A 12,117-nucleotide genomic window follows, 5' to 3' on the forward strand; every position below is an offset into this window, starting at 1 on the left:
CCCGGGGCGCAGCGACGGGACCGGCCTACCCCCGGGGAGGGAGGCCGGGAGACCCCGCCGGGACGATGTGCCGCCCCGGACCCGCGTCGGATGCTGACAGCGTTCCCACCGCACGCCGAACGCTAGGCAGACGATGTTCGATGATCCCCTCCTGCTCGCCAGGCTCCAGTTCGCCCTGACCGCGGCGACGCACTACGTGTTCGTCGCACTCACCCTGGGGCTGGCGCCCTACATCCTCGTCGGCCAACTCGTCGCCACGGTGCGCGGCGACCGCCGGCGGATGGCCTCCGTGCGCTTCTGGGGCGGGCTGTACCTGGTGAACTACGGCATGGGAGTGCTGTCCGGCCTGGTGATGGAGCTCCAGCTCGCGGTGAACTGGACCGGCCTGCACGCGGTGTTCGGCTACTCGTTCGCGGCGCCGCTGGCCCTGGAGACGATGACCGCGTTCTTCGTCGAGTCGACGTTCCTGGGGCTGTGGATCTTCGGGTGGGACCGCATGGGCCGGTGGGCGCACCTCGCGTGCTTCGCGGTGGTCACCGGTACCGCCTACCTCTCCGCCTGGTGGGTGCTCGTGGCCAACGGGTTCCTGCGCCATCCGGTCGGTTTCGAGATCGTCGACGGCGTGGCGCACCTGACCGACCCGGTGGCGCTGATGGCCAACCCCGCGGCGCTCATGGCCTTCCTGCACATCATCACCGGCGCGCTGCTGCTCGGGGCCCTGGTGGTCGGGGCCACGAGCGCCCACCACCTGATCCGGGGGAACGATCCGGACGGGATGTTCGGGCGCGGCCTCGTCTACGCGACGGTCATGGCCTGCGTCATGCCCCTCCCCGTGGCGGCGTTCGGCGGCACGCAGTTCGCGCTCTTCGGCCAGGACCCGCCCACCAGCGGGCTCACCTACACCGCCGGGGAGATCGAGGCCATCGAGGCGGCGTCCGGCGGACCGCTGCTCACGGCCGCCAACACGGCAGGCGAGGTCCTCATGTTCACCGCGTGGGCGCTCATGTTCCTCCTCGGTCCGGCCATGCTCGTGGTCCTGCTCCTGCGCCGCCCGCTGGGACGCCTGCCCCGGCTGCGGAACCTGCTCCTCGCGCCGCTGCTGATCACCCCGGTGCTGCCCTACCTCGCGAGCGTCGCCGGGTGGGTGTTCCGTGAGACCAACCGCCAGCCGTGGGCGGTCGTGCACCACCTGACCACCGCCGACGCGGTGACGCCCATGGCCCCGGGCATGGCCGCGGCCTCCTTCTCCTTCTTCACGGGAGCGTTCGCCGTCCTGGCCGCGACCACGTCCTGGCTTCTGGTGCGCTACGCCCGGCGCGGCCCGGGGGGCGGTCCGCTCGCGGAGCGCCCCGCGGACGCGGAAGAGCCCGCCGCCCCCGTCACCTCGTTCTGAGACCCCCGTTCCGAGACCCGGAGTACCTGACATGGACGTCCTCTCCACCGTTCTCCTCGCCCTGTTCGTCGTGGGCTACCTCGTCCTGGCCGGGGCCGACATCGGGCTGGGCCTGCTGATGCCGGTGGTGGCGCGCACGCCGGAACAGCGCCGCCGCGCGGTGGCGGCGATCGCCCCCTACTTCCTGGCCTCGGAGGTCTGGCTGGTCGCCGCGGTCGGGGTGCTGGCGGGCCTGTTCCCCGCCCTGGACCACCACGTGGTCGCCGAGCTGTGGCCGGTGCTGGTGACCCTGCTGGGCGGCTGGCTGGTCCGCGACTCCGGCCTGTGGCTGCGGGCGCGGGTGGACGCCCCGTCCCGGCGCGCGGTCTGCGACACGGCGGTCGTGGCGGGCAGCTGGGTCGTCGCCGCCTCCTGGGGGCTCGTGCTGGCGGGTCTGCTGACCGGCGGCCTCACGGCGAGCGTGTTCACACCGCTGTGCGCGGTCGCCGTACTCGCGCTCTTCGCCCTGCGGGGCGCGTCCTTCGGTGCCGAGCGCCTGGTCGGCGCGCTCCACGACGACAGCGCCGACGTGGCGGCACGGGCGACCCGCGTCGTGGCGAGGGTCGCGCTGGCCGCGGCCCTCCTGGCCACGGGGGCCGCTCCGCTGCCGGGCGGCGTGGCGACCGACCGGCCGGTGGTGGCCGCCGCGTCGGCGCTGGTGCTGCTGGTCCTCCTGGCGGTGACCAGCGGAGTGCGGGGGCCGATGCTGTCGCGCCACACGTCGGCGCTGGCGATGGGGGCGGCGGGTGTGCTGACGGCGCTGTCCGCGCAGCTGCCGACGGAGCCGGTCCCGGCCACGACCGCGGTGTTCGTGTGGGCCGCGCTGGCCCCGGCCGTGCCGTTCATGGTGCTCGGCCAGGTGTGGATGTACCGGCTGGCACGCCGCCCCGCCCCCGCCCCGACCTTCTTCGCCTAGCGCGTGTCCCGGAGGTCCGTTCCGTGGGCGAGGAGCCGGCCGATGCCCTCGACGCCGGGAAGGCGCCGGGGACGCACCGGGGACGCACCGGGGACGCACCGGGGACGCGCCGGGGACGCGCCGGGGACCGGCCTACCGGTCGTCGCCGGGGTCCGAGAACGCGCCACCCGCCGCGCGGCGGAACCTCCTCGCGAGGCGGTCGAACGCCGCCGAGAGCTCGTCTCCGTCGATCACCTCGATGTCGGCGTCGAGCTGTGTCATCCACAGCGCGAGCCGGTCCGGGTCGTCCGAACCCAGCTCGACGCGGCACGTGGACGCGTCGACCGCCTCGATATCGACCGGGACGGGGATCCTCGCGGCGACCGTCTCGGCGGGAGCACGCACGAGGACCCGGGCGCGGTACGTCCAGCCCGCCTTGCTGACGCGCCCGACGACGTACCCGACGGCGTCGTCCGCCGGGATCACGCGCGGCTGGAACCGCGCACCCGTCGGTGCGTGCGCGGCCATGCGGTCGACGCGGAAGACCCGCCAGTCGTCACGGTCGAGATCCCACGCCAGCAGGTACCAGAGCGGCCCCCAGCTCACCAGCCGGTGCGGTTCGGTGTGGCGGGCCCCTTCGCCGCCCCCGGGCTTCGTGTATCCGAACCGGAGCCGTTCGCGGCCGCGGACCGCGGCGGCGACCGCGCCGAGAACCGAGAGGTCGAGCGGGAGTCCAGCTCCTGGAACGACGCTCGTCGCCTCGCGTACCGCCTCCACGCGCCGACGCAGGCGCGAGGGCAGCACCTGCTCCAGCTTCGCGAGCGCGGTGAGCGAGGTCTCCTCGACGCCGAGGCCCTGGGTCGCGACCGCACCCAGTCCGACCGCGACGGCGACGGCCTCGTCGTCGTCGAGCAGGAGCGGGGGCATCGCCGTCCCGGCGGCCAGCCGGTACCCGCCCGCGACGCCGGGGCGCGCGTCCACGGGATAGCCGAGCGACCGCAGCCTGCCGATGTCGGCGCGCACGGTCCTCGTGCTCACCTCGAGCCGGCCGGCGAGTTCGGCGCTCGTCCAGTCGCGCCTGAGCTGGAGCAGTGACAGCAGTTCGAGCAGGCGGGCCGAGGTCTGCAACATGGTCCCGATCATCCCAGCAATTGCGGAAGCGAATCTGCCGCATTGCCTGGAAACGTGGCCGCCATGAACGAGAACACCGCACTCACACCGTTCCGCGTCGACATCCCGCAGGCCGACGTCGACGACCTGCGCGACCGGCTGGCGCACACCCGCTGGCCGGTCCCGGTGCCGGACCGGGACGACCGCACCGACTTCAGCCGCGGCATCCCGCCGGTGTACCTGAGGGAGCTCGCCGAGTACTGGCGCGACGGCTTCGACTGGCGTGCGCAGGAGGCGAGGCTCAACGAGCACGAACAGTCCACGACGGTCGTCGACGGCCAGGTGTTCCACGTCGTCCACACGCGATCGGCGAACCCGGAGGCCGTCCCGCTGATGCTGAACCACGGCTGGCCGAGCTCGTTCGTCGACTACCAGCGACTCATCCCGCTGCTGACCGACGAGTTCCACCTGGTCGTCCCGTCGCTGCCCGGCTTCGGGTTCTCCACCCCGCTGTCAGGGACCGGCTGGGAGCTGGCGCGCACGACGCGGGCCTATGCCGAGATCATGACGCGTCTCGGCTACGAGAGGTTCGCGGTCCACGGCACCGACATCGGTGCGGGCACCGCCGGCCGCCTCGCGGCGCTCCACCCGGAGCGCGTCATCGGCCTGCACATCGCCGTCGACCCCCGGTTGCTCGGGTTGGTCGGCGACAAGTTCCCCTGCCCCGACGGCCTGTCCGACGACGAGACCGCCCAGCTCGACGCGGTGCGTAGCGAGTACGCGGCCGAACGCGGGTACCTCGCGATGCAGGACCACCGTCCCGACACGATCGGCGCGGCGCTGACCGACTCGCCGGCCGGTCAGCTCGCCTGGATCGCCGAGAAGTTCAAGACCGGGACCGGCGGTGCCTACCGGACGCCGGACGAGACGGTCGACCGCGACCAGCTCCTCACGAACGTCAGCCTGTACTGGTTCACGCGCAGCGGCGCGTCGAGCGCGCAGTTCTACTACGAGTCCGAGCACTCCGGACTCGGCCTGGCCATGGCCGCCGACGTGCCGTCCGGATGGGCCGTGTTCGACACCCACCCGCTCATGCGCCGCGTGATGGACCCGTGGAAGGCGATCGGCCACTGGAGCGAGTTCACCGAGGGCGGTCACTTCCCCGCGATGGAGGTGCCGGAGCTGCTCGCGGACGACATCCGCGCCTTCGTCCGCGGTGTTCGCTGACCGCCCAGAGTCACGCGAAGGCCAACTCCGGCCCTCGGGTTGGCCAAGCCCGGGAGCGGGAACCCTTCCTCTCGGAGAGCCGTTCGTGGCGCCCCTCCGGTTCGGCGGAGATCGGCGTGATCGCGCACGAACGGCACCGACCCCTGAGGAGGGACTGTGATACACCCCCTGAGCACGCCCCCCGGACTGAGCGGCTGCAGCTGCGGTGCGGGATGCGGCTGCGGCTGCCAGTCCGGCGGCTCGTGCAGCTGTGGCGGCAACTGCGGTTAGACACACCGGTGCCGGCGGGCCGCCCCTCCCCTTGGGGGCGGCCCGCTTTCCGGGGGACCACACCCCGCGTGTCGCGACATTCCGCGACGATAGGTATACGCTGAGTCACTACGAAGCTGCGTATCCACCCGTTGGGGGAGATCAGCGATGCCGCCGTTCACGCGACAAGCGCCACGGACGTCCCTGCGGGGCCGACACTCCGAACACGCCCGGCTGCTCCGGTGCGTGCAGGGCATCCAGGAGCGCTCGGCTCGGGCGGTTCCCTGGGAGCCCGACACGGTCGGCCTGCCGGAACCGGCCTCGGACAGCGCACTGGCCCGGATCAACGACGTGGCCTTCTACGCGAACGCACGCGAGGAGGTCTCGGCACTGGCGGGGGTGTGCGCCGACCTGCTCCGCCTGCACAGCCCGGACGCGGAGGAGGACGGGGAGGCCGGGTCGACGTGCCACGGCTGCCGCAGGACCTGGCCCTGTCCCACCTTCGACGAACTCGCCCGCCTGCTGCGCTGAGCCCGTGCCGGTGCCCACGACGACGTCGCCCGCCGAAGCCGGGGCGCGATCCGGCTTCAACGGGCGACGTTTCTCGCTCGCCTGCCACCGCCGGCGTCCGGCGGCGGGGCCGCCGGACGCCCTCACCGGGCCAGGCACTACGCAGAGACTAATACTGAAACGCGTTCTACCGCAAGCCCCCCATGCACTCCGATCCTCCCCCATAAGCGCAGCGGACAGCGGCACACCACGCTTGGTGGAACAGGATCTATCCGGCATCCGCGGGCGTGTACTGGATCGCCGCCCGGTCAGCGAGCATGGGACGGATGACGCCCAAGGCGGCCTGGTGCTGGGGGTGGTCGCGATAGGCCGCGAAACCGGCCTCGTCGTCGACGTCGGCCACCACGGCGAAGTCGAAGGCGCCGTCGCTGATCCCGGCGTCCGGACCGAAGGAGTAGGCGCGCAGCTCCGGGACGGCGCTCGGAAGCGCGGCGAGGAGTTCCTGGACCCGGGCGACGCCGTCGGGCGTGACGTCGTCCCGCCAGCGGAACAGTGCGATGTGTCGAATAGCCATACGGGAGAACCTACTCCCGTCAGGCCCAGGGGCGGGGGACAGCCCCTGGGACCGACACCCGGGCGACGGACGCGGCGGTCCGGGACCCTCCGCACGACCGGCGGCCTCCAGGACATGAGCGAGGCGCGCCCCGTCTCATTGACGTTAACGAGCGGGCGGTAACGCGAACACCCCTGTTCGGATAACCGGAACGTCTCGATTGCCGAGGGGCGCCGGGGGCGCGGACCCCGTCCACGACCCCCGGCGCGGCTCCCGCGGCGCGCCCCGCCCCGCTCCCCTCCCGTGGTGCCGGCCGCGTCGGCCGGGGGACACTTCGTCTATGGGAAACGCTGCGTCACCGAAATCGGAAAGGTTGCACGAGGTTGCAATTCCCCGCATCGGGGGCAACACAAAAGCCCCGGGAGAAAAACCCCGGGGCTTTGGCTCAACTGATCCTCGTGGCCAGCAGATAAGCCGATGGCGCGTCCGCGTCCACGATATCGGTCACTCTCCAGGCCTGGCCGCCGACCGTGAAGACGTCACCGGCCCGAACGTCGATCATCGGAGTGGGCCGCCACTCCTTCGGTCCCCCGATCTTGGCGACCGGACGGCCGTCCTCGTCCACCCAGAAGTGGCCGCCGCCCACCGGTCCCCCGGCGAAGCGGTCGTTCCGCCCGTAACTGATCTTCTCCTGCGCGCCGACCTCGTGCACCACAGTGGATCCAGTCCCAACCGTCTCAGTTTCCATTGAAATCGCCGCCCGATACCCCCCGCTCGAATTCTTCGGGCCACATGCGAACGACGCTTCACGATGTTAGCCCACAAAGGGAAAGCGCGAGCGAGGACTTTGGTCCTCACCCGCGCTCCGGATTCCTTCGGTTTTATTCAGCCCCTGGACGGGGAGCCCTTGAGCCGCCCCACGAACGTTTCGAGGGCCGAGCTGAACGGCTGGTCGTGCACCATGTACGTCCACGTCATCGACGGCCGCTTGACCCCCACCGTGCTCACGTCGAGCTCGCCGTCGACGACCTCCAGCTCCTCGAAGCCCTCCGCCGCGCGCGTGCGCGCGTCGTCGAGGAACCTCTTGAAGACCGGCACGGCCTCGCGGTTGAACTCGTCCAGCGGGTCGCGGCGGCCCAGGTAGCGCAGGTAGATGCCCTCCCGCAGCTCCGCCAGGAACGCGTTGTGGTCGGTCCAGCCGCGGTCCAGGTGGTACAGGGTGATCAGGCGCGCCGCCCGGGCGACCCGCTCCTCGTCCAGCTCCTCCACCAGCTCCGCGTGCCGCTCCGCGCGGTCCGCGGCCACGTGCCGGTCGCCCTGGTCACCGGTCAGCACCAGCTCGCGGTGCTCCAGGACCACGTCGCGCTGCACGTCGATGAGCTGGTTGTACCGCCACGTGTTGCGGTGTACCTCCAGCAGCTGCCCCTCCGCGACGCGCTGCGCGTGGTCGACCATCGACAGCCAGCCCTCGTCGGTGATCTCCCCGTCGGCGGAGGTCGCGTACCCGGTGGACTCCGGGGCGTTGTTGACGATCAGGTCGTCGTCCATGCTCACGAAGAAGATGGAGTCGCCCGGGTCGCCCTGGCGTCCCGCGCGACCGCGCAGCTGCCCGTCCAGGCGGCTGCTGGGGTAGCGGCCGAAGCCCATGACGAACAGTCCGCCGGCCTCCACCACCCGGTCGCGGTCGGCCATGTCGCTGCCGCCCAGGCGGATGTCGGTGCCCCGGCCCGCCATCTGGGTGGACACGGTCACGGCCCCGTGGGTGCCCGCCTCGGCGATGATCGTCGCCTCGTCGGCGTCGTTCTTGGCGTTGAGGACCACGCACTCCAGCCCGGCCTCGCCCAGGCGCCCGGCGAGGAGTTCGGACTCGGCGACGTCCTGCGTGCCGATGAGGATGGGGCGCCCGGTGGCGTGGACCTCCACCGCCTTGGCGACGAGGGCGTCCTCCTTCTCCTCGCGCGTGGCGTACAGGCGCGTGCCGTGGTCCTCGCGGACGTTCGGCTTGTTGGAGGGGATGACCGCGACCTCCAGCTCGTAGAACTCACGGAGCTGCTCGGCCACCGCCATCGCGGTACCGGTCATGCCGGCGCGCCTGGGGTAGCGCAGGACCAGCGACTGCACGGTGATGGAGTCCAGCACCTCGCCGGTCTCGCTCACCTCGACCTTCTCCTTGGCCTCGACCGCGGCCTGGAGACCGTCCGGCCAGCGCTGGAGCAGGGCGATGCGCCCGCGCGACTCGTTGATGAGCCGCACCTCGCCGTCGCGCACCACGTAGTGGACGTCGCGCTGGAGCAGCGCGTGCGCGTGCAGGGCGAGGTTGACCTGCGGCAGGATCGAGGTGTCGTCCTTGGAGTAGAGGTCGACGCCGCCCAGCGCCTTCTCCACCGCGTCGATGCCGTCGTCGGTGAGCTGGACGTTGCGGCCCTCGGCGTCGACCGTGTAGTGCAGGCGGGGCCGGAGGTGGCGGACGATCTCGGCCATCTCCACGTCTCCGACCTGGCTCTCCGCGGCACCGGCCAGGACCAGCGGCACACGCGCCTCGTCCACGAGCACGGAGTCGGCCTCGTCGACGATGGCGATGTTGGGCGGCGGGACCACGCGGTCGTCGACGTCTGTGACCATGCGGTCGCGCAGGACGTCGAAGCCGAGCTCGGTGACGGCGGCGTAGGTGACGTCGCACGAGTAGGCCTCGCGGCGCTCCGCGGGCGTGGAGTCCTCGTTGATCCACCCGACGGTGACGCCGAGGAGGTCGTAGAGGGGGCGCATCCACTCGGCGTCGCGCTTGGCGAGGTAGTCGTTGACGCTCACCAGGTGCACGCGCTGGCCGCGCAGCGCGAACCCGGCCGCGGCCAGGGCGCCCGCGAGGGTCTTGCCCTCACCGGTGCCCATCTCGGCGACGTGCCCGTCCAGCAGCGCCATGACGCCGAGCAGCTGGACGTCGAACGGCCGCTCGTCGAGGGCGCGCCGGGCCGCCTCGCGGCCGACGGCGCACAGCGACACGAGGTCGTCGCGTTCATAGGGGAGCTCGGCGTTGCCGAGTTCGATGGCGGCCTCCGTCAGCTCGGAGTCGTCGAGCTCACGCAGATCCGCCTCCTTGTCCTCGATCGCCGGCAGGAGCTTGGTATAGGGCCTCAGGTCCACCGCACCGGGCTTGCCCAGTAGGCGGCGGACGCTTTCCGCCATTCGTCCGAACACCACGCCAGAGTAACGCCGGACACAACCCCTTCGTTCCCCCCGGGTACCCCTGCCCCGCGCGGGGTCCGCCGGGTCACCGGACGAGCTGGCCCCGCGAGCGCTGCCTGGCCTCCATCGCCATGCCGTGCTTGACGAGGGTGACCAGCACCCCGACCACGGACTTCTTGTCGCGCGCGTCGCAGTAGACGACCGGCACCTCGGGTGCCAGGTCCAGCGCGTCGCGCAGTTCGTCGGCGCCGTAGGCGTACTCCGGGTCGAACTGGTTGATGGCGACCACGAAGGGCAGCCGGTACTGGCGCTCGAAGTAGTCCAGGGCCTGGAAGGTGTCCTCCAGCCGCCGCACGTCGGCCAGGATGACGGCGCCGAGCGCCCCCCGCACGAGGTCGTCCCACATGAACCAGAAGCGCTGCTGGCCCGGTGTCCCGAACAGGAAGAGGGTCAGGTCGGTCTCCAGCGAGATCCGGCCGAAGTCCATGGCGACCGTGGTGCTGGTCTTGTCGGGGGTGTGCGAGAGGTCGTCGACGCCCACGCTCGCCGCGGTGACGGCCGCCTCCGTGCGCACCGGAGGGATCTCGGAGACGGTGCCGACGAAGGTGGTCTTCCCGACGCCGAAGCCGCCCGCGATGATGATCTTGGTCGACAGTTCGGTAGGAGCGTGGACGGTGTGCTGACTGCTGGCTGGCTCATTCACGGTGTGTCCTAGCGGGAGAGCCGGGCGCGGCCGTGCGGCTCAGGCGGCCCGGTGCTGAGGGGAACGGCACTCTCCCCCGGTCCGAACCACCGCGGGGCGCCGCATCTGGAACCTAACACCGGCAGGACCTCCCGGGCGGCGTTTCCGCTCAGTCGGCGACGAGACGTGGTTCACCGCGCTCCGTGACGGGACGAGTACGGGTGCCATGAGCAGGGAAGGACCGGCTCCGGGCGGATTCGTGACCAAAGGTCCCGATTTTCCCTCGCGCCACCCGCCGGGGAACACTGGGTGATCGGTCGAGCACACATCTGTACCCTCGCGGCGGCACTTTACGACATTGTGAGCGACCGCTTCCGGCCGCTTTTGGCCGCGCCAATCCCTGTCCGGGCCCGGCGGCGGAGTCTACGGTGGAGGACAGGCACCCGCCGACACACGGTCATCCGGACTCCTGGCACGAGGACGCGACCCTCCGCGGGAGCCTCGGCGACGCCCACGCGGCGGCCGGCCGGAACCGACGCCTCGCTCTTCGGCGTCGGTCCGGGCCTCGCCCGGGACGGCGCTCCAGCGCCCCACCGGCCCACAACCGTCCACGTGGGCCGGTGGAGGCCCCGGGAGGGCGCCGCGCGAGAACCCCGGCCGCGGCACGAGAGGCACAGGCACCGCCCTCGACGGACGGCCGCGGCGGTCCCGCCCCCTCCCCCTCACGCTCCGAACACGGTCAGCGCGGCTGCCCGGCGGGCACGCCCTAGAATGGGCTCGGCCCGCGGGCCGAGCCCATCCGACTTCTCTCCCGAGGGAGCCGAGAACCCCACATGTCCGAGCAGCGCGTCGTCCGCCCCACCCCCATCAGCGGTTTTCCCGAGTGGACCCCCCAGGTCCGGGCCGTGGAGCAGCGCTGGCTGGACCATATCCGCGCCGGCTTCGAGTCCTTCGGCTTCGCGTCCGTGGAGACCCCCTCGGTCGAGAGTCTGGACGTACTGATGGCCAAGGGCGAGACCTCGCAGGAGGTCTACACCCTGCACCGCCTCCAGTCCGACGCCAAGGACGACTCCGACGCCAGGCTCGGGCTGCACTTCGACCTCACCGTGCCCTTCGCCCGGTACGTCGCCCAGCACTTCAACGAGCTGACCTTCCCGTTCAAGCGCTACCAGACCCAGCGCGTGTGGCGGGGCGAGCGCCCCCAGGAGGGGCGCTTCCGCGAGTTCACCCAGTGCGACATCGACGTCATCAACGTCGACTCCGTCCCGCTGCACTTCGACGCCGAGCTGCCCCGGATCGTGCACCAGGTCCTGACCGGCCTGGACCTGCCCGCCTGGACGCTCAACGTCAACAACCGCAAGGTGCTGCAGGGCTTCTACGAGGGCCTGGGCGTCAAGGACCCGGTGGCCGTCATCCGGGCCGTGGACAAGCTCCACAAGATCGGCGACGAGGGCGTGCGCGGGATCCTGCTCGGTGACGGGCTCACCGGAGAGCAGGCCGACGCCTGCCTGGCGCTCGCCCGGATCCGGGGCGCCGACGCGGCCGAGCGCGTCGCCGCGCTCGGTGTCACCTCCCCACTGCTCACCGAGGGCCTGGACGAGCTCACCTTCGTCCTGGACGAACTCGCCGACCTGCCCGAGGGCAGTGTCGTGGCCGACCTGTCCATCGCGCGCGGCCTCGACTACTACACCGGCACCGTGTACGAGGCGTCGTTCGACGACGACCCCGGCTACGGCAGCATCTGCGCCGGGGGCCGCTACGAGAACCTGGCCGGCCAGTTCATCCGGCGGCGCCTGCCCGGCGTGGGCATCTCCATCGGCCTCACGCGCATCTTCGCCAAGCTGGTGGCCGAGGGGCGCATCGAGGAGGGGCGGGCCTGCCCGACCGACGTCATGGTCGTGGTGCCGGGCGCCGAGCGGCGCGCGGACGCGCTGCGCACCGGGGCGCTCCTGCGCGAGCGCGGCTTCAACACCGAGGTGTTCCACTCCACCGCCAAGGTGGGCAAGCAGATCCAGTACGCGGCGAAGAAGGGCATCCCCTTCGTCTGGTTCCCGCCGTTCGAGGACGGCGGCGAGCACGAGGTCAAGGACATGGGCTCGGGCGAACAGGCCTCCGCCGACCCCGCGACCTGGCAGGGCGCCGCAGGATAACGGCTGTATCGTCACGGCGCGACCGGTACGGGCGCATCAGTGCCGCCCGTACCGGAACCGGCCATTCCCGAGACATACGCGACCCGTGGGTGCCAGACTGGTGACAGCCTGTCCTCCGTGGTCGCC

At 71.7% G+C, this 12,117-nt stretch carries 10 protein-coding genes; 5 read left to right on the top strand and 5 right to left on the bottom strand.

The features are described 5' to 3' along the window. Positions 1–133: 133 nt before the first annotated feature. Both ADL05_RS03690 and ADL05_RS03695 read left to right on the top strand, forming a co-directional pair. The gene (locus tag ADL05_RS03690) at positions 134–1,393 is read left to right on the top strand and encodes a cytochrome ubiquinol oxidase subunit I (protein WP_053615424.1); all 1,260 of its coding nucleotides are present in this window, start codon (positions 134–136) and stop codon (positions 1,391–1,393) included. A 31-nt stretch (positions 1,394–1,424) separates the two neighbouring features. Then, the gene (locus tag ADL05_RS03695; RefSeq protein ID WP_053615425.1) at positions 1,425–2,348 is read left to right on the top strand and encodes a cytochrome d ubiquinol oxidase subunit II; all 924 of its coding nucleotides are present in this window, start codon (positions 1,425–1,427) and stop codon (positions 2,346–2,348) included. Positions 2,349–2,480: 132 nt separating this feature from the next. On the opposite strand, the gene ADL05_RS03700 is transcribed toward ADL05_RS03695, so the two are convergent. Beyond that, on the bottom strand, positions 2,481–3,458 hold the full coding sequence (locus ADL05_RS03700) for a YafY family protein (protein ID WP_053615426.1): 978 nt from the start codon (positions 3,456–3,458) through the stop codon (positions 2,481–2,483). 63 nt (positions 3,459–3,521) lie between these two features. Here ADL05_RS03700 and ADL05_RS03705 point away from each other — a divergent pair, with 63 nt between their 5' ends. Then, a complete protein-coding gene (locus tag ADL05_RS03705) occupies positions 3,522–4,664 on the top strand; it encodes an epoxide hydrolase family protein (RefSeq protein WP_053615427.1) in 1,143 nt (380 codons plus the stop codon). Between the two features lie 417 nt (positions 4,665–5,081). Further along, positions 5,082–5,444, top strand: coding sequence for a hypothetical protein (locus ADL05_RS03710; RefSeq protein WP_053615428.1), 363 nt, complete (start codon positions 5,082–5,084; stop codon positions 5,442–5,444). Between the two features lie 247 nt (positions 5,445–5,691). Here ADL05_RS03710 and ADL05_RS03715 read toward each other — a convergent pair whose 3' ends face one another. From ADL05_RS03715 to ADL05_RS03730, 4 genes are all read right to left on the bottom strand, one after another. Further along, on the bottom strand, positions 5,692–5,997 hold the full coding sequence (locus ADL05_RS03715; RefSeq protein ID WP_053615429.1) for a Dabb family protein: 306 nt from the start codon (positions 5,995–5,997) through the stop codon (positions 5,692–5,694). Positions 5,998–6,421: 424 nt separating this feature from the next. Next, positions 6,422–6,691 (bottom strand): DUF6406 domain-containing protein, encoded by a 270-nt coding sequence (locus tag ADL05_RS03720; protein ID WP_053615430.1) that lies wholly within the window; start codon positions 6,689–6,691, stop codon positions 6,422–6,424. A 170-nt stretch (positions 6,692–6,861) separates the two neighbouring features. After that, positions 6,862–9,159 carry an accessory Sec system translocase SecA2 gene (secA2, locus tag ADL05_RS03725; RefSeq protein WP_053615431.1) on the bottom strand — a complete coding sequence of 766 codons (2,298 nt, stop codon included), beginning with the start codon at positions 9,157–9,159 and terminating at the stop codon, positions 6,862–6,864. Between the two features lie 85 nt (positions 9,160–9,244). Then, complete coding sequence (locus ADL05_RS03730; RefSeq protein ID WP_053615432.1) at positions 9,245–9,862, bottom strand: ATP/GTP-binding protein; 618 nt, start codon at positions 9,860–9,862, stop codon at positions 9,245–9,247. An 812-nt stretch (positions 9,863–10,674) separates the two neighbouring features. Between ADL05_RS03730 and hisS the strand changes: the two genes are divergently transcribed. Continuing rightward, entirely contained in the window at positions 10,675–11,991 is a 1,317-nt protein-coding gene (gene hisS, locus ADL05_RS03735; RefSeq protein WP_053615433.1) for a histidine--tRNA ligase, read from the top strand. Positions 11,992–12,117: the final 126 nt, after the last annotated feature.

The sequence above is a fragment of the Nocardiopsis sp. NRRL B-16309 genome (assembly GCF_001279585.1).
Lineage (GTDB): Bacteria > Actinomycetota > Actinomycetes > Streptosporangiales > Streptosporangiaceae > Nocardiopsis.